The following is a 17,351-nucleotide window of genomic DNA, read 5'->3' as shown; positions in this document are numbered from 1 at the left end:
TGACGCCTGCGCGCCGCCAGGGCGGGGGCCGCGCCTCGTATCAGCCGCGGGGCAGCGGCGCCAGATGCGGCGTCAGCAGCCCGGCCAGCCAGTCCATGAAGACCCGCACGCGTCGCGGCAGATGCCTGCGCTGGGCGTAGAGCAGGGTCAGCGGCATCGGCTCGGCCACCAGCTGCGGCAACACTTCGACCAGCTCGCCGCGTGCCAGTGCGTCGCGCACGCTCAGCAGCGGCACCTGGATGATGCCCAGGCCGGCCAGCGCGGCGATGTGGTAGGCCTCCACGTTGTTGACCGTGACCGCGCCGCCCATCGGCAGCAGACGGTAGGCCTCGCCGTCGAAGTACTCGAAGCCCGACGGGCGCTGGCCGAGCACGCTGGCGTAGTGCACCAGTTCGTGCGTGGCCAGGTCCTCCAGGCCGTGCGGCGTGCCGCGACGGGCGAGGTAGGCCGGGCTGGCGCAGTTGACGATGTGCATCACGCCTAAGGGCCGCGCGACCAGGGCGCTGTCCTGCGGAGTGCCGCCGCGCAGCACGCAGTCGAAGCCCTCGCGGACCACGTCCACCAGCCGGTCGGTGGCGCTGAGCTCGATCTCCAGCTGCGGATGCTCGGCCAGGAACGCCGGAAGCTGCGGCAGCACCAGCAGGCGCGCCATGCCGCTGCTCATGTCCACGCGCAACCGGCCGCGCAGCTGCCGGCCCTCAGTGAGGAACATGCCCTGCAGTTCCTCCAGGTCGGCCAGCACGTCGCGGCTGCGCTGATAGAACGCGCGGCCATCGGCGGTGGGCTGCACGCGGCGGGTGGTGCGGTGGAGCAGCTGCGTGCCCACGCGCGCCTCCAGCTGCTGTACGGCGGTGGACACGCTGGCCTTGGGCAGGCCCAGCGATTCGGCGGCGCGGGTGAACCCGCCCAGCTCGACCACGCGCTGGAAGGTCCGCAGGGATTGGGCGAACTCCATGATTGTTCACCGATGTTGAACAGTAATGCCAGATTCGAGTGATTTATCGACTGCGTCAATCCCAATAAGGTGCGCTGCATCGGCGCACTCCGCGCCTGCCAGGAGCCTTCCCATGAGCACGTCCCCCCGCATCACCCTGATCACCGGCGCCAACCGTGGCCTGGGCCGCAACGGCGCGCTGGCGGTGGCCAAGGCCGGCAGCGATGTGATCCTGACCTACCGCAGCCATGCCGACGAGGCCCAGGCGGTGGTCGCACAGGTCCAGGCGCTGGGCCGCCGCGCCGCCGCGCTGCAGTTCGACGTGGCCGACGCCGCGGCGCTGCCCGGCTTCGTCGAGGCGCTGCGCGCGCAGCTTGGCCAGTGGCAGGCCACGCAGTTGCATGCGCTGGTGAACAACGCGGGCACCGCGCTGTACGCGCCGATCGCCGAGACCACGCCGGCGCAGTTCGAGGAAATGGTCGCCGTGCATCTGCGCGGGCCGTACTTCCTGACCCAGGCGCTGCTGCCGCTGATCGCCGATGGGGGGCGCATCCTCAACGTCTCCAGCGGCCTGGCGCGGTTCGCGCTGCCAGGCAGTTCGGCCTACGCGATGATGAAGGGCGGCATCGAGGTGTTCACCCGGTATCTGGCCAAGGAGTTGGGCGCGCGCGGCATCAGCGTCAACACGCTGGCCCCGGGCGCCATCGAGACCGACTTCGGCGGCGGCCGCGTGCGCGACGATGCGCAGGTCAACGCGATGGTGTCCTCGGTCACCGCGCTCGGCCGCCCGGGCAAGGCCGACGACATCGGCCCGGTCATCGCCGTGCTGCTCGACCCGGCCACGCAGTGGATCAACGCCCAGCGCGTGGAGGCCTCGGGCGGCATGCTGGTTTAAGCCTGGGTGCCGCTGGAATTTGGAGGCGAAGAGAGGTTTTTCGACTGAAGGGTTTTGGAGCGAGAGCGTTCCGGCTTCGGGTGGGCAGCGGTCCGGCGGCCGGTGTCCGCTTATCCCTCGATCAGGGCATCCTGTCCTGTCTTAAAGGCGCTCGACTTCCTGCCTCGCTAGGCGCGGCCACCGGCCGCCGACCCGCTGCCTCGCACGTCAGGTCGCAGGGCTTCGGCTTGTGGCGCGGGGGCCTTCGAACCCTTCGTCGCGCACAACGCGGTCGGTGACGGGACATCATCGACGTGAGAGGCCCCCTCCCTTGCGCGCAGCGCAGGGGAGGGCTGGGGAGGGGTCGGGGCTTTACCGGGAAAGCCAGCGAAGCAAGAGCAAAAGCACCCCACCCCGGCCCTCCCCTTCGCCTGCGGCGAAAGGGAGGGGAAAGAGCGCGCTGCAGAGCCGCGCCCGCCCGGGTCGAGGCTGGTTGGCGAAGTCAGCTCACCGGACCCGCGCGCAGGCTGCGGGCAGGTGCTGTCCTGGCAGTCCGGGAAGAGCTGAAAAGAAAGGGCGGCCCCGAGGCCGCCCTTTCAAGTTCAGCAGCAGCGGAAGCCGCGCCCCCCGCCGAAGCGCGCTTCCTGGCGCTCGCGGAAGAAGGTCTTGTAGTCCATCGGTGTGCGGTCCGGGTGCTTCTCCAGCACATGGCGCACGTAGTTGTCGTAGTCGGGGATGCCGCAGCACAGCCGCGCGGTCTGCACCAGGCGCCGCCACACGCGGCGGTGCATCTGGTACTGACCGACGGGAACCAGCGCGGTGCCCATCACAGGTCCGCCATCTGGGCCGGCGTCAGCGCCACGTACTCGGTCTCACGATCGCTGCGCTGCGGGTTGCGGCGCGCGACCAGGATCGCCTTGATCGAATACACCAGCACCATCGCCACCACCAGCAGGAACAGCGTGGTCAGCGCCGTGTTGACGTAGGCATTGACCACCACCTTGTGCATCTCGGCCATCGACTTGGCCGGCGCCAGCACCTCACCGCGGCCGATCGCGTCCTGGAACTTGTGCGCCTGCGCCAGGAAGCCCTGGCCCGGGTTGCTGTCGAACAGCTTGATCAGCCCGGCCGTGGTGGTGCACGCCAGCAGCCACAGCGCCGGGATGCCGCAGACCCAGGCATAGCGGTCGCGCTTGAGCTTGAACAGCACCACCGTGCCGAGCAGCAGCGCGATGCCGGCCAGCATCTGGTTGGAGATGCCGAACAGCGGCCACAGCGTCTTGATGCCGCCGAACGGATCGGTCACGCCCGAATGCAGCAGATAGCCCCACAGCGCCACGCAGCCGGCGGTGGCGATGATGTTGGCGGTCCACGACTCGGTGCGCTTCATCGCCGGGACGAAGTTGCCGATCAGGTCCTGCAGCATGAAGCGGCCTGAGCGCGTGCCCGCATCGACCGCGGTCAGGATGAACAACGCCTCGAACAGGATCGCGAAGTGGTACCAGAAGCCCATCGAGTCGCCGGTGGGCAGCACCGCGTGCAGGATCTGGGCGATGCCCACCGCCAGCGTCGGCGCGCCGCCGGCGCGGTTGAGGATGGTGCTCTCGCCGATGTCCTTGGCCGTGGCGGTGAGCACGTCGGGGGTGATGACGAAGCCCATCTCGCTGACCTTGGCGGCCACGGCCACCACGTCGGTGCCGACCACGGCCGGCGGCGCGTTCATGGCGAAGTACACGCCCGGGTCGATGATGCAGGCCGCCACCAGCGCCATGATCGCCACGAAGGACTCCATCAGCATGCCGCCGTAGCCGATGTAGGGCATGTGCGCCTCATTGGCCAGCAGCTTGGGCGTGGTGCCCGAGGAGATCAGCGCATGGAAGCCGGACACCGCGCCGCAGGCGATGGTGATGAACAGGAACGGGAACAGCCCGCCGGTCCAGACCGGACCCTTGCCGGTGTGCGCGTACTCGGTCAGCGCCGGCATCTTCAGATCGGGCATCACGATCAGGATGCCGATGGCCAGGGCGATGATGGTGCCGATCTTGAGGAAGGTGGACAGGTAGTCGCGCGGCGCCAGCAGCAGCCACACCGGCAGCACCGAGGCGACGAAACCGTAGCCGATCATCATCCAGGTGATCTGCACCTTGGTGAAGGTCAGTGCAGGGCCCCAGCTCGGGTCGGCGGCGACCTTGCCGCCCAGCCAGATCGCCGCCAGCAGCAGCACCAGGCCGACCACCGAGATCTCGCCGATCTTGCCCGGGCGGATGTAGCGCATGTACAGGCCCATCAGGATCGCGATGGGCATGGTGGCGAACACGGTGAAGGTGCCCCACGGGCTCTCGGCCAGGGCGTTGACCACCACCATGGCCAGCACGCCCAGGATGATGATCATGATCAGGAAGGCGCCGAACAGGGCGATGGTGCCGGGGATCTGGCCCATCTCCTCGCGCACCAGATCACCCAGCGAACGCGCGTCGCGCCGGCTGGAAATGAACAGCACCATGAAGTCCTGCACCGCGCCGGCGAAGACCACGCCCAGCACCAGCCAGAGCAGGCCGGGCAGGTAGCCCATCTGCGCGGCCAGCACCGGGCCGACCAGCGGGCCGGCGCCGGCGATGGCGGCGAAGTGGTGGCCGAACAGCACATGCTTGTTGGTCGGCACGTAGTCCAGACCATCGTTGCGCAGCACCGCCGGCGTGGCCCGCGTGGGATCCAGCCGCATCACCTTGCTGGCAATGAACAAGGCGTAGTAGCGGTAGGCGACCAGATACAGCGAGACAGCCGCCACCACGATCCACAACGCGTTGACGGTTTCCCCGCGCCGCAGCGCCACCGTCCCCAGACAGAACGCGCCCAGGAGCGCGAGCAGCGCCCAGGCGACCTTGGATAGCCCCTTCATGAAATGTCCCCGGCTGTAATGTGGCAGACAGGGTTCAACAAGCCCCGGCGGGGGTCAATCATCCATTGTGCTGGTGACGGCTCCTACTTTGGTCTAGTAGCCGCCCGCGCGGCGGCGCCGCTTACAGCCAGCGCGCCCGCTTGAACAGCACGTACAGCACGCCGCAGGTCACCGCGACCGCGCCGATCAGCACCCAGTAGCCGAAGCGCGCATGCAGCTCGGGCATGCCTTCGAAGTTCATGCCGTACCAGCTGGTCATCAGGGTCGGGGCCGCCAGCAGCGCGGCCCAGGCGCCCAGGCGCTTGACCGTCTCGCCCTGGCCCAGGGTCACCAGGGAGAGGTTGACGCTGAGCGCGGTGCCGAGCATCTCGCGCAGGGTGTCGATGCCGTCGTTGACGCGCAGCGCGTGGTCGTGGACATCGCGCATGTACAGGCGGATCTCCTCGGGCACCAGCGGGTTCTGGGTGCGCACCAGTTGGGCCAGGACGTCCTGCAGCGGCCCGACCGCCACACGCATCAGGGTCAGCTCGCGCTTGAGGTCGTACAGCCGGCGCACCACCGCGCCGCGGTAGGTCTCGGAGAAGATGTCGCGTTCCAGGGTGAACAGCGTGTCGCGCGACTCCTCGATGATCGGCAGGTAGTTGTCGACGATGAAGTCCAGCACGGTGTACAGGCAGTAGGCCGGGCCGAGCTTGAGCAGCTCCGGCTCGCGCTCGATGCGCTGGCGCGCCGGGGTGTAGGACAGCGAGGCGCCGTGGCGCACGGTGATCAGATAGCGCTGGCCGAGGAAGGCCTGGGTCTCGCCATAGCGGATGCGTTCGTCGATGACCTGCACGGTGTGCATGGCCATGAACAGCGAGTGGCCGTAAGTCTCCAGCTTGGGCCGCTGGTGCGCCTTGCCGGCGTCCTCGACGGCCAGCGGGTGCAGGCAGAACTCCTCCTGCAGCTTCAGCAGCACGTGTTCCTCGGGTTCGTACAGACCGACCCAGACGAACGAGCCGTCGTCGCGGGCCAGCACGTCGCTGATCTCGTCCAGGGTCAGGTTGGTGCGCGTGCCTTGCCGGTCGTAGGCGGCGCAGGTGATCACACAGGCCGGGTTGCCGGGGGCCGAAGGCGGTTGCGGGACGGGGGGCAGGGCGTCGGTATGCGGGAGCAGGGTCATGCGCGGCATCCTGCGCCCGGGCGGCTGAAGGCGGCAACACGATCCGCCGCGGGCATGACCACCGGCACATCCACTAGTCCCAAGTTCACACTAGTGTTGTGTTCAACCTAGTGCCCGCACGCCGTGTCCATGGTCGATGTCGACAGCCAATTGAAGAAGTTCCAGAAGGAGCTCAGCGCCGGCACCGTCTCGCTCGCGCTGCTGGCGGTGCTGGCCCAGGCCGAGGAGCCGCTGTACGGCTATCTGATCGCCAAGCGCATGGAGCAGCTGGGCCAGGGCGTGCTGGCCGGCAAGCAGAGCGCGCTGTATCCGGTGCTGCGCAATCTGGAGGCCGCCGGCCTGCTGGAGAGCGAGGTCGAGCCGTCGGCGTCCGGCCCGCCGCGCCGCTACTACCGCATCACCGCCGCGGGCCGACAGGTCCTGGCGCAATGGGCCGCCGCCTGGCGCGCCACCCGAGATTCCGTCGATCTTGTCCTCAAGGGGACCACCGCATGAACGCACAAGGTTTGCCCACCACCATTCCCGAGTACCTGGACCAGCTGCGTGCGGCGCTGAAGGGCGCCGACCCGGCCATGATCCAGGACGCGCTCTACGACGCCGAGGAGTATCTGCGCGCCGAGCTGGCCGAGCAGCCCGGCAAGAGCGAGGCCGAGGTGATCGCCTCGGTCGCCGGCAGCTATGGCGCGCCGGCGGAGGTGGCCGACATCTATCGCCAGACCGAGGTCACGGTGAGCCGCGCGCTGCGCCCGCCGCCGCCGCCGCCGCGTCGCTCCTGGCTGGGGCGCTTCTTCGGCGTGGCCGCCGATCCGCGCACCTACGGCGCGCTGTTCTACATGCTGCTGTCCATGGCCACCGGCGTCTTCTACTTCAGCTGGGTGGTGACCGGCGCCAGCCTGTCGGTCGGTCTGCTGATCCTGATCATCGGCATCCCGATCCTGCTGCTGTTCCTGATGTCGGTGCGCCTGCTGTCGCTGGTCGAGGGACGCATCGTCGAGGTCCTGCTCGGCGTGCGCATGCCGCGACGCCCGCTCTATACCCAGCGCGACAAGTCCTGGTTCAAGCGCCTGGGTGAGCTGTTCACCGATGCCGGCACCTGGACGGCGATGCTCTATCTGCTGTTGATGCTGCCGCTGGGCATCGCCTACTTCACGCTGATCGTCACGCTGGGATCCACCGCGATCGCCTGCCTGCTCTCGCCGCTGAGCCTGCTGGGCGGCAACCACTACGTGTTTTGGGCGAACGGCGAGAACCTGCTGGACACCAGCCCGTGGATCGCGATCGTGACGCCGGTGGCCGGGTTCCTGCTGCTGTTCCTGACCCTGCATCTGGCGCGCTGGATCGGACGCTTCCATGGCTGGCTCGCCAAGCACCTGCTGGTGCGCACGCCGGTGGTGTGAGAGGGGAGGAGTGAGCGAAGAGGAGTGAGGAGTGAGCAAAAGCAGCGCCGCTCCGCTTACTCCTCTCTCGTGCCCTCAACGCTCGGCAAGTGGGTCATCTGCACACGTCGGCGCTTGCAACGCGGAAATCCATCCAGGGAAACAGACCACCGTGGTCAAGACGATCGGCAACATCGCGCTCTATTTCCTCGCCTTGGCTGTCGCCGCTTACGCCATCCTGGCCTACGCGCTGCTGCCCTTGGGAATCGGCGTCCATCCCGCCATGCGGCTGACGTTTCATGCGCACCAGGTGGGTATCTACACCCATGTGTTCGCTTCATCGCTCGCGCTGCTGACGGGCCCGTTCCAGTTCTCCTCCAGGCTCCGGCGGCGGTATCGGCAGGTGCATCGCTGGATGGGGCGCATTTACCTCGGAATCGGCGTCGCGTTGGGCGGGCTGTCGGGCCTGTACATGGCCAAGCTCGCCTTCGGCGGGCTCACAGCCAAGCTCGGCTTCGCGTGCCTGGCGTTGGCCTGGCTCTACACCGGCCTGCGGGCATTCGGCGCCATCCGCGCCGGCGATGTGGCCGCGCATCGCAGGTGGATGGTGCGCAACTTCGCGCTGACCTTCGCGGCCGTGACCCTTCGGATCTATCTGCCCATCTCGGTCGCCAGCGGCATTCCGTTCGAGACCTGCTATCCGGTGATCGCCTGGCTGTGCTGGATCCCGAATCTGCTCGTGGCCGAGGCGCTGTTCAATCGCGCAAATGGACCGTCACCGATGCGAGAAGTGCGCGCAGAGAAGTGATGAGTGAGGAGGACCACAGCGCCTTCACTCACTCCACTCACTTCTGCCTCAGTTGTACTTGGCGATGAAGGCCTTGACGTCGGGATAGACCGATTCGCGCCAGCGGCGGCCGCTGAAGATGCCGTAATGGCCGGCGCCTTCGACGGTGATGTGCTTGCGTCGGGCCTTGGGAATGCTGGTGCACAGCCCGTGCGCGGCCTTGGTCTGGCCGAGGCCGGCGATGTCGTCCAGTTCGCCCTCGATGCTCAGCAGCGCGGTGCCGGTGATCGCCGAGGGATCGACCTTGACGCCATCGATCGTCCACAGCCCGCGCGGCAGCAGGAACTCCTGGAAGACCACGCGGATGGTGTCCAGATAGAACTCGGCCGGCATGTCCAGCACCGCGTTGTATTCGTCGTAGAAGCGGCGGTGGGCGTCGGCGTCCTCCAGGTCGCCCTTGACCAGGTCGGCGTAGAAGTCCCAGTGCGACTGGAAGTGGCGGCTGGGATTCATGGCGATGAAGCCGGCGTGCTGCAGGAAGCCCGGATAGACCGCGCGGCCGTGGCCGGGGTAGTTCACCGGCACGGTATGGATGACGTTGTGCTCGAACCAGGACAGCGGGTTGCGCGTGGCCAGGTCGTTGACCTGGGTCGGGCTGACGCGCGCGTCGATCGGCCCGCCCATCATCACCAGCGATCGCGGCGTGGTCTCGCCCGCGCTGGCCATCAGCGACACCGCGGCCAGCACCGGCACCGTGGGCTGGCACACGCTCATCACGTGCAGCTTGTCGGCGCCGATATGGCGGATGAATTCCTGGATGTAGGCGACATAGTCCTCCAGGCCGAAACCGCCTTGCTCGGCCGGCACCAGGCGCGCGTCGATCCATTCGGTCACATAGACCTTGTGGTCGCGCAGCAGGGTGCGCACGGTGTCGCGCAGCAGCGTGGCGTGGTGGCCGGACAGGGGCGCGACCACCAGCACGGCGGGCTGGGCCTTGAGCCCGGCGATCACCGCCTGATCGTCGGTGAAGCGCTTGAAGCGCAGCAGCCGGCAGAACGGCTTGGCGATGATCTCCTGCTCGATCACCGGCAGGGTGTGGCCGTCGACCTCGACCTCGCCGATGTCCCAGTCGGGCTTCTCGTAATCCTTGCCCAGCCGGTGCATCAGCTCGTTGTAGGCCGAGATGCGCTCGGCGCCCGGCAGGGCCGAGAGCCAGCTGTTGGGATCGGAAAAAATGCGCGAGCTGGCGTCGGCCAGGTGGACCCATGGGGCCATCCACTGACGGCCCATCTCATGCCACTGGTAAAGCATCATAGGAACAAAACCGTGCTGGATCAGGCGGTTGCCGCGGCGCAGGATAGCCCAACGGCGGGCGCGCCACATGAAAGCGCCGCGGACCGGCTCAGGGGCTGGCTTCCAGCGCCGCCGCCTCGGCGGCCAGGGCCGGGCCGAGCCAGCAGTGCGAGCCGGCCGCGCGCAGCCCGGCGCGCCTGAACTGGCGCCGGTACCACGCCGCTGGCCGCGCCTGGAAGCCGACGTGGTCGCCCTCGAACGCGTCCTCCGCGGCGAAGGTCTCCAGGAACGCCACCCCGCCGCACAGCTCGGCCAGGCCGGGCAGGCCGCGGCGCAGTTCGGCGTCGGGCAGGTAGTGCAGCACGTCCGAACACACCAGCAGGTCCACCGGCGCGCACGGGCGCAGCCACTGGAAATCGCCGAAGGCGGCCAAGTGCAGGTTGCGGCGCGCGCCGAAGCGGCGCACCGCGTAGTCGCTGCTGTCGAAGCCCAGGTACTGCGCCTTGGGCCGCAGCTTGCGCAGCGGCGCGCGCCAGGCGCCTTCGCCGCAGCCGATGTCCAGCACCGTGCGGATGGGGCGTTCGAGCCAGTACTCGGCGCAGCTGACCGCCAGGGCGACCTTGCGCGCCAGCCGCGCGCTGCCGCCGATGTCGCCGCCGCGATACCAGTGCTGGAAATAGGCGGCGTCGTAGCGCTTGTCCAAGATGCGGGCCTGGGAAGGGATGAGCGACAATGATCGCCTCTTCGCAGCTGCGCGCGCCACGGAGCCGATTCGATGCAGGCTTATTTCTGGGTCAAGACCCTCCATGTGGTGTTCGTGGTGGCCTGGATGGCGGCGGTGTTCTACCTGCCGCGCATCCTGGTCAACCTGGCCGAAAGCGCCGGCCAGCCCGAGGTGCAGGCGCGGCTGGTGCTGATGGGACGGCGGCTGTATCGCTTCGGGCACATGATGTTCGGCATCGCGCTGGTGCTGGGTCTGGTGCTGTGGCTGGGCTACCGCTTCATCCCGGACTTCCCGACCATGGTCGGTCCCGGCAGCGGCTGGATGCACGCCAAGCTGGTGCTGGTGGTGCTGGTGCTGGCGCACTACGTGGTGTCCGGGCGCTGGCTCAAGCGCGTGGCGCGCGGCGGCGCGCTGCCCTCGGGGCGGGCGCTGCGCTGGTTCAACGAGCTGCCCGTGCTGGGACTGGTGGTGATCGTCTACCTGGTGCTGGCCAAACCGTTCTAGGCCCCCCGCGGCGGGCCCGCGCCCAGGACCAATGGCCCATGACCTGACCGGACTGCAAGGTAGGATTCGAAGTCCCCCTCTTCCGCCCGGATCCCGCCACGCCATGACCGCGTCCCGTCGCCGTGGGCTGCACGCCCTGGTCCTGCTGTCCTCCCTGCTGGCCTGCGTGGCCGCGCAGGCCGCCGAGCCCGCCGCCCAGGACACCGGCTTCAAGCCGCTGGAGGCCTTCGCCCCGCTGCAGCTGCCCACGCCGGCCACGGCCGTGCGCGGCGGCGCCGGCAAGCCCGGCCCGCTGTTCTGGCAGAACCGCGCCGATTACGCGCTCAAGGCCAGCATCGACCCGGCCAGCCATACGCTGAGCGGCGAGGCGACCATCACCTACAGCAACCACAGCCCCGACGCGCTGGACGTGCTGTGGCTGCAGCTGGACCAGAACATCTACCGCGCCGACTCGCGCGCGGCCAGCACCCGCACCGCGCGCCCGGGGCGCACCTCGCCCGGCAGCGACGGCATGACCATCGCCAGCGTCGAGGTCGAGCAGGGCGGCAAGCGCGTGCCGGTGCGGTATCTGGTCGACGACACGCGCATGCGCGTGGATCTGCCGATCGACCTGGCCGCCAGGACCGGCGTGCTCAAGCTGCATATCGCCTACCGCTACGTGGTGCCGGGCGAGTGGGGCGGACGCACCGCGGTCACCCCGACCAAGAACGGCGACATCTTCGAGATCGCCCAGTGGTATCCGCGCATGGCCGTCTACGACGACCTGCGCGGCTGGGACACGCAGCCGTATCTGGGCTCGGAGTTCTACCTGGAGTACGGCGATTTCGACTACGCCGTGACCGTGCCGTGGAACTACATCGTCGCCGGCTCCGGCGCGCTGACCAATGCCGATGAGGTCCTCACCGCCACCCAGCGCGCGCGGCTCAAGCAGGCGCAGGCCAGCGATAAAACGGTGATGATCCGCACCCCCGAGGAGGTCACCGACCCGGCCAGCCGGCCCGTGCGCAGCGGCACCCAGACCTGGCGCTTCCACATGGACCACACCCGCGACGTGGCCTTCGCCGCCTCGCCGGCGTTCGTATGGGACGCCGCGCGCATCAACCTGCCGGCCGGCAAGCAGGCGCTGGCCATGTCGGTCTACCCGGTGGAAGGCGCGGCCAACTGGGTGCGTTCGACCGAGTACGTCAAGGGCGCCATCGAGCACTTCTCGGACAAGTGGTACGCCTATCCGTGGCCGGTCGCGGTCAACCTGGGCGGCCACGGCGCCGGCATGGAATACCCGGGCATCGTGTTCGACGGCTACGAGGACAAGGACGACAAGCTGTTCTGGATCACCGCGCACGAGCTGGGCCACGGCTGGTTCCCGATGATCGTCGGGTCCAACGAGCGCCGCCATGCCTTCATGGACGAAGGTTTCAACACCTTCATCGACGTCTACGCCTCCGACGCCTTCAACCACGGCGAGTACGCGCCCAAGCGCGACGGCGAGTACGCGCCCAAGGGCGGCAACCCGGTCGATGAGATCCTGCCGGTGCTGGCCGACAAGGACGCGCCCACGCTGATGGACCTGGCCGATGCGACCAGCGAGAAGTACCGCCATCCGGTGACCTACTTCAAGGGCGCGCTGGGCCTGGTGCTGCTGCGCGAGCAGATCCTGGGACCGGCGCGCTTCGATCCGGCGTTCCGCAAGTACATCGCCACCTGGGCCTACAAGCACCCCACGCCGTCGGACTTCTTCCGCTTCATGGAAAGCGAGGCCGGCGAGGACCTGTCGTGGTGGTGGCGCGGCTGGTACTTCAACAACTGGCAGCTGGACCTGGGCATCAGCGCGGCCAGGTACGTCGATGGCGACCCGGCCAAGGGCCTGGCGGTGACGCTGGAGAACCGGCAGAAGCTGGTGATGCCGGCGACGCTGCGCATCGACTACACCGATGGCACGCATGAGGATCGGCGCGTGCCGGTGGAGACCTGGATCCAGCGCGCCGCGCCGCAGCTGCTGCTGGCCACGCGCAAGCCGGTGTCCAAGGTGACGATCGACCCCGACCACGTGCTGCCCGACGCCGACCGCGCCAACAACAGCGCCGTCCCCGGCGCCTGAGGCCGCCTGCATCACGGACCGGCCCGGGCGACGCCCGCGCCGGTCCGTGCGGTTGTTCGTCAGGCCTTCGTGCGCGGCCAGCGCAAGGCGATGACGGCGATGCTCAGCGACAGGACGATCTCGATCCCGCCCAGCACGAGGTAGTACGGCCGCGCGCCGGGCAGGGTGAGCAGCATGATCGCGGTGTAGGCCATGCCCAGCAGCACGTTGAGCCAGCGGCACAGGCGCGCCGGCAGCAGCAGCGCGCCGAGCACCATCAGCGCCGGCACGGCCATCATCAGCGACACCCCGACCAGCGAGCCCTCGCTGTAGGCGCCGACCGGACCTTCGCCGGCGAGCATGCCCTTGAGCTTGTCCGGCGTGTACAGGCCGAAGTAGTCGCCATACAGATAGCAGAACATCAGCGCGCCCCAGGCCGCCGACAGGCGCTGGCGCACGGGGACGGGCGTGTCTTGCAGCGGGGTACTCATTCCAGTGTGTCCGTCAGGGTGGAGGCAACCGGTCGCATGCCGAACAGCAGCAGCCACAGGCACAGGCCGATCTCGCCGAACGCCGCCGGCAGGGCCGCGTAGTTCGACAAGGCGCCCTGGTCGTAGCCCGGTACCAGCAGCGCGCCGAACACGTTGCACACATAACCAAGACCACCCAGGATCAGTGCGGCGCCCAGCACGCGCGGCAATTGCCGCGAGCGATAGACCAGCAGCCCCAGCGGCAGCAGCCACAGGCCCCAGAACAGGGTCGCCATGAAGATCGCGTTCCGGTAGGCCGTCATCGACTGCAGGGCTAGCGCCTCGCGCAGGTTGCTCGACACCGCGTCCAGGCCCGGATCGGTCAGCGCGGTCAGCGCATCCAGTCGATGGGCGGCGGCGATCAGGGCGATCGGCACCGCGATCACCGCCAGCACCACCATCGCGGCGGCCAGGGTGCGCTGCACGTGGCGCAGCAGGCGGTAGAGCAGGAACGGCAGCGCCAGGAAGGCCAACTGCTCCAGTACGAAGGACGCGATGCCGGCCCGGAACAGCCGCTGCCGCGCCACGATATGTTCGAGCATGCCGGTGGGGTCGCCCACGGCGCGGAGCTGGCCCGGCACGTAGGCCAGGCTGAATATGCCGGTGAGTACCACGACCAGGTACACCGCCCCGGTCCAGCGCGCGATCGATCCTTGGGTTGCCACCGGCGGTCCCGCGCCTGCGCGCACATTGAGAGTGAGAGCAAGCTAACGCCCGTGTCCTGTCGGCAGTGACTGCCGGAAGTCATGCGCGGGCAGGCCGATGCCTTCCGCGGCGCGCGGCGGTGCGCTTCAGCGGTGTGCGCAGGTGCACTGGGCGAACATGCCGCTGGCGAAGTAGGCCAGCAGCTCGGCGTCCTGGCTGCCCGGGGTGGCGCTGTCGAGCATGGCGCGCGCGGCGTCGGCCAGCTGCGCCGCTTCGTCGGCGCCGACCTTCTCGATGGCGTCCCACAGCACGGCCTGCTGCTCGTCCACGGCCGCCGCGGCGCTGAGCAACTGCGGCGAGGCGTCATCGGGCAGCGGCTGGCGGGTCGGGTCGGGCAGCAGCGCGGTCAGTTCCAGCGCATAACGCAGGCTGCGCAGGGCGATGGCGGCCAGCGAGGCGTCGATCCACGGCGTCAGCCCGGCAGGCAGCGCGTGCAGCGGCGTCGGGGCGCGGCCTGCCATCAGCGCCAGGCGCACCGGATCGGGCGCGTCTTCGACGGTACCGGCCACGTGCAGCGGCCAGCCGCGCAGCGCGGCGCGCGCCAGGTTCACACGCTGCGCCTCGGTCAATGCGGCGACCGAGCCGGCCAGGCTAGCCAGATGGAGGTTGGCGCGCGCATGCGCCGCGGCATGCGTGTCGGCGGCGTCGCCCGGCGGCAGCAACTGCTGGGTCTCCCACAGGCTGCGCGCGTAGTGGAGGACGCAATGGGCGAGCTGATTCATCGAGGACTTCGAGCGGACGGCGAGCGCCGAGGAACGGCGCAAACGCCGGCAGGGGAGCGCATTCTAGGCGATGACGGCATGCCACTGGCTGAGTGGTCGAGCTTGGGGATCAGTTGTTGCTGGGGCAGCGCCGTAGGCGGGTAATTGATCGCCGTCGATTGCCCGCACAAGCAGTGACATCCGTGGGAGCCGCCATGGCGGCGATGAGGCTTTCCCGGCAGGGCCTCATCGCCGCCATGGCGCCCCTGTAGAGCGGAGCTTGCTCCGCTGCTCTTCGGTCGGTTCGTGGGGAGGGCTCCAGCGGAGCAAGCTCCGCTCTACATGCAGGCGGGGACAATTGCTCCCACCAAGGACGATGAGCTCAGCAGGCCTACAACACATAGCTCAGCAAGCCCATCAAGAGAGATGAGCACAGCTGGCTTATCGAAAGAGATCAGCTCAGCGGGGAAGAAGCGCTCGATGGTGGTGCGGCTTCGGCAATCAGCCGCGCTTGCGCAGCGGCGTGTTGCCGAGTTTTTCGACCCGGCCGCCGGCGCGTTCGAAGGCGTCCAGGCGGTCCTGCAGTTGGCGTTGCGCGGCGCGCTTGTCCTCGCGCGGGCGGGAGAATTCGATATCCGGCGGCATGGCCTTGGAACTACGCAGTGTCGTCATAAGCATCTCTTGGAGCGCGCTGCATCAATGCCAGTGCGGTTGTCAGCCGTCCGTGAAGGCCTCGCGCCGTCCGCATCGCAACCAGGCAGAGCCTGCCGGCCACCGCGTAAGCGCGGGTCAAGTTAGGAGCGCATCCCACCCAACGGGACAGGAACGCGTCTTGACGCAGTATCGTCCTGGGCGCTGTGGTTTGATGTCCGGACGGCACAAGCCATGCTGTGCTTTTCTCCCCCTCTGCCGAAAAATCGTCTTCTGGCGATCCCCACCTCATGAAAAAATTCCTCAAGTTCCTTCTGGGCGCCGTCCTGCTGTTGCTGGTGGTCGGCGTCGTCTTCCTGTTCTGGCCCATCAAGAACGTGGCCGGCCCCAAGCCCGACAGCGACCAGTCGGTCGATGTGGTCCTGGTCGGCGGCGGCATCATGAGCGTCACCCTGGCCACCTATCTGCAGGAGCTGGAGCCGGACTGGAACGTGCAGCTGTTCGAACGTCTGGACGGCGTGGCGCTGGAGAGCTCCAACGGCTGGAACAACGCCGGCACCGGACACTCGGCCTTCGCCGAGCTCAACTACACCCCGGAGCTGCCCGACGGCTCCATCGAGACCAAGCGCGCGGTCGGCATTGCCGAGCAGTTCGAGGTCTCGCGCGAGTTCTGGTCGCACCAGGTGCGCGAGGGTCGGCTGGGAACCCCGTCGGACTTCATCAATCCCACCCCGCACATGAGCTTCGTCTGGGGCGATGACCGCATCGAGTACCTGCGCAAGCGCCACGACGCGCTGGTCAAGAATCCGCTGTTCTACGGCATGCAGTACTCCACCGATCCGGCGCAGATCAAGGCCTGGGCACCGCTGGTGATGGAAGGCCGCGATCCGGCGCAGAAGGTGGCCGCCACCTACATGCCGCTGGGCACTGACGTGAACTTCGGCGTGATCACCAACCAGCTCACCGCGGCCCTGCAGAAGAATCCGCACTTCCACCTCAACCTGCAAAACGAGGTGCAGGGCCTGCACCAGAACCAGGACAAGACCTGGAACGTCACCGTGCGCGACCTCAAGACCGACCAGCTGCGCACGGTCCGCTCGCGCTTCGTGTTTATCGGTGCCGGCGGTGCGGCGCTGAAGCTGCTGCAGATGTCGGGCATCCCCGAGGCGAAGAACTATGCCGGCTTCCCGGTGGGCGGCCAGTTCCTGGCCTTCCAGGCGCCGGCCATCGCCGGCCGCCACGACGTCAAGGTCTATGGCATGGCCGATACCGGTTCGCCGCCGATGTCGGTGCCGCATATCGACGCGCGCAAGCTGGACGGCAAGCCGGTCGTGCTGTTCGGGCCGTTCGCGCTGTACAGCACCAAGTTCCTCAAGGCCGGTTCGCAGTGGGACCTGTATTCCTCGGTCAACCAGCACAACGTGGGCGGCATGCTCAAGGTCGGCGAGGAGAACCTGGACCTGGTCAAGTACCTGCTTCAGCAGGCCGAGCTGACCGACGCCGATCGCCAGGCCGAACTGGTCAAGTACTACCCCAACGCCAAGCGCGAGGACTGGAAGCTGATCACCGCCGGACAGCGCGTGCAGGTGATCAAGCGCGACCCGGCGACCGGCAAGACCAGCCTGCAGTTCGGCACCGAGATCGTCACCGACCAGGACGACACCATCGCCGCGCTGCTGGGCGCCTCGCCGGGCGCATCGACCTCGCCGCCGATCATGCTCAAGCTGATGGCTCAGGCCTTCCCCAAGCAGATGGAAGCCGGCTGGAAGCAGAAGCTGGAGCAGATCGTGCCCAGCTACGGCCAGGAGCTCAACAAGAGCGCGGCGCTGACCAACCGGATCCGGCGCATGACCAGCGAGACGCTGCACCTGCCCTACATCGAGGTGCCGGACAACGCCGGCCTGCAGCCCGCCCCGGCCGCCGAGCCCGCGGTGCAGCCGCAGCCCGAAGTGCCGGTCAAGACCGAGGACAAGACCAACAAGGCGATGCAGGCGTTGTAGTTCTCCAAGCCGTTCGATCGCTCGCCCCTGACGGACGCCCGCGGCGCTGAGCCGCGGGCGTTCTCGTCTGTGGGGCGTGGACCGACGACCTCGCCTATCGGTTAGAGTGCGACCGAGATGGGACAAGGAGAGGC

16 protein-coding genes and 2 pseudogenes are annotated in these 17,351 nt (G+C 68.3%); 8 read left to right on the top strand and 10 right to left on the bottom strand.

Translation table 11 applies throughout. From position 1 onward, the window contains the following. Positions 1 to 40: 40 nt before the first annotated feature. Positions 41 to 955 (bottom strand): LysR family transcriptional regulator, encoded by a 915-nt coding sequence (locus tag MWN52_RS12935; protein WP_286574939.1) that lies wholly within the window; start codon positions 953 to 955, stop codon positions 41 to 43. Positions 956 to 1,067: 112 nt separating this feature from the next. Between MWN52_RS12935 and MWN52_RS12930 the strand changes: the two genes are divergently transcribed. Then, positions 1,068 to 1,829 (top strand): SDR family NAD(P)-dependent oxidoreductase, encoded by a 762-nt coding sequence (locus tag MWN52_RS12930; RefSeq protein ID WP_286574938.1) that lies wholly within the window; start codon positions 1,068 to 1,070, stop codon positions 1,827 to 1,829. Between the two features lie 581 nt (positions 1,830 to 2,410). On the opposite strand, the gene MWN52_RS12925 is transcribed toward MWN52_RS12930, so the two are convergent. The 3 genes from MWN52_RS12925 to MWN52_RS12915 all read right to left on the bottom strand — a co-directional run bounded on the left by MWN52_RS12925 (position 2,411) and on the right by MWN52_RS12915 (position 5,869). Then, entirely contained in the window at positions 2,411 to 2,635 is a 225-nt protein-coding gene (locus MWN52_RS12925) for a YbdD/YjiX family protein (RefSeq protein WP_286574937.1), read from the bottom strand. Further along, positions 2,635 to 4,707, bottom strand: coding sequence for a carbon starvation CstA family protein (locus MWN52_RS12920; protein ID WP_286574936.1), 2,073 nt, complete (start codon positions 4,705 to 4,707; stop codon positions 2,635 to 2,637). Before MWN52_RS12920 ends, MWN52_RS12925 begins: the two co-directional genes overlap by 1 nt. A gap of 121 nt (positions 4,708 to 4,828) precedes the next feature. Then, positions 4,829 to 5,869, bottom strand: coding sequence for a magnesium and cobalt transport protein CorA (locus MWN52_RS12915; protein ID WP_130535834.1), 1,041 nt, complete (start codon positions 5,867 to 5,869; stop codon positions 4,829 to 4,831). A 129-nt stretch (positions 5,870 to 5,998) separates the two neighbouring features. On the opposite strand from MWN52_RS12915, the gene MWN52_RS12910 reads away from it, so the two are divergent. The 4 genes and pseudogenes from MWN52_RS12910 to MWN52_RS12900 all read left to right on the top strand — a co-directional run bounded on the left by MWN52_RS12910 (position 5,999) and on the right by MWN52_RS12900 (position 8,053). Then, positions 5,999 to 6,364 carry a PadR family transcriptional regulator gene (locus tag MWN52_RS12910; protein WP_130521052.1) on the top strand — a complete coding sequence of 122 codons (366 nt, stop codon included), beginning with the start codon at positions 5,999 to 6,001 and terminating at the stop codon, positions 6,362 to 6,364. After that, positions 6,298 to 7,185: pseudogene (locus MWN52_RS12905) on the top strand (sensor domain-containing protein); the annotation flags it as partial. The gene MWN52_RS12910 and the pseudogene MWN52_RS12905, both read left to right, overlap by 67 nt. Further along, positions 7,162 to 7,266, top strand: a pseudogene (locus MWN52_RS19655) (sensor domain-containing protein); the annotation flags it as partial. The pseudogenes MWN52_RS12905 and MWN52_RS19655, both read left to right, overlap by 24 nt. Before the next feature lie 151 nt (positions 7,267 to 7,417). Beyond that, positions 7,418 to 8,053: a DUF2306 domain-containing protein gene (locus MWN52_RS12900; protein WP_286574934.1), complete on the top strand. Its 636-nt coding sequence runs from the start codon at positions 7,418 to 7,420 to the stop codon at positions 8,051 to 8,053. Between the two features lie 48 nt (positions 8,054 to 8,101). Here MWN52_RS12900 and MWN52_RS12895 read toward each other — a convergent pair whose 3' ends face one another. Together MWN52_RS12895 and MWN52_RS12890 are read right to left on the bottom strand one after the other, a co-directional pair. Continuing rightward, complete coding sequence (locus MWN52_RS12895) at positions 8,102 to 9,343, bottom strand: polyhydroxyalkanoate depolymerase (RefSeq protein WP_286577737.1); 1,242 nt, start codon at positions 9,341 to 9,343, stop codon at positions 8,102 to 8,104. A gap of 91 nt (positions 9,344 to 9,434) precedes the next feature. Continuing rightward, positions 9,435 to 10,028, bottom strand: a complete 594-nt coding sequence (locus MWN52_RS12890) for a class I SAM-dependent DNA methyltransferase (protein WP_130522993.1) — start codon at positions 10,026 to 10,028, stop codon at positions 9,435 to 9,437. Positions 10,029 to 10,100: 72 nt separating this feature from the next. Between MWN52_RS12890 and MWN52_RS12885 the strand changes: the two genes are divergently transcribed. Together MWN52_RS12885 and MWN52_RS12880 are read left to right on the top strand one after the other, a co-directional pair. Continuing rightward, positions 10,101 to 10,553 carry a HemJ family protein gene (locus MWN52_RS12885; protein WP_286574933.1) on the top strand — a complete coding sequence of 151 codons (453 nt, stop codon included), beginning with the start codon at positions 10,101 to 10,103 and terminating at the stop codon, positions 10,551 to 10,553. A 103-nt stretch (positions 10,554 to 10,656) separates the two neighbouring features. Beyond that, positions 10,657 to 12,651, top strand: a complete 1,995-nt coding sequence (locus MWN52_RS12880; protein WP_286574932.1) for a M1 family metallopeptidase — start codon at positions 10,657 to 10,659, stop codon at positions 12,649 to 12,651. A gap of 59 nt (positions 12,652 to 12,710) precedes the next feature. On the opposite strand, the gene MWN52_RS12875 is transcribed toward MWN52_RS12880, so the two are convergent. The 4 genes from MWN52_RS12875 to MWN52_RS12860 all read right to left on the bottom strand — a co-directional run bounded on the left by MWN52_RS12875 (position 12,711) and on the right by MWN52_RS12860 (position 15,238). Then, positions 12,711 to 13,121 carry a DUF6326 family protein gene (locus MWN52_RS12875; RefSeq protein WP_286574931.1) on the bottom strand — a complete coding sequence of 137 codons (411 nt, stop codon included), beginning with the start codon at positions 13,119 to 13,121 and terminating at the stop codon, positions 12,711 to 12,713. Further along, entirely contained in the window at positions 13,118 to 13,825 is a 708-nt protein-coding gene (locus MWN52_RS12870; protein WP_286574930.1) for a DUF4386 domain-containing protein, read from the bottom strand. Before MWN52_RS12870 ends, MWN52_RS12875 begins: the two co-directional genes overlap by 4 nt. Before the next feature lie 126 nt (positions 13,826 to 13,951). Then, a complete protein-coding gene (locus MWN52_RS12865; RefSeq protein ID WP_286574929.1) occupies positions 13,952 to 14,587 on the bottom strand; it encodes a hypothetical protein in 636 nt (211 codons plus the stop codon). Between the two features lie 480 nt (positions 14,588 to 15,067). After that, on the bottom strand, positions 15,068 to 15,238 hold the full coding sequence (locus MWN52_RS12860) for a hypothetical protein (protein ID WP_165394473.1): 171 nt from the start codon (positions 15,236 to 15,238) through the stop codon (positions 15,068 to 15,070). A 269-nt stretch (positions 15,239 to 15,507) separates the two neighbouring features. On the opposite strand from MWN52_RS12860, the gene mqo reads away from it, so the two are divergent. Continuing rightward, the gene (gene mqo / locus MWN52_RS12855; protein ID WP_286574928.1) at positions 15,508 to 17,217 is read left to right on the top strand and encodes a malate dehydrogenase (quinone); all 1,710 of its coding nucleotides are present in this window, start codon (positions 15,508 to 15,510) and stop codon (positions 17,215 to 17,217) included. Positions 17,218 to 17,351 lie beyond the last annotated feature (134 nt).

The organism is Pseudoxanthomonas winnipegensis, assembly GCF_030322905.1.
Classification (GTDB): Bacteria; Pseudomonadota; Gammaproteobacteria; order Xanthomonadales; family Xanthomonadaceae; genus Pseudoxanthomonas_A; species Pseudoxanthomonas_A winnipegensis.
This window is presented reverse-complemented; position numbering and strand designations above follow the sequence as displayed.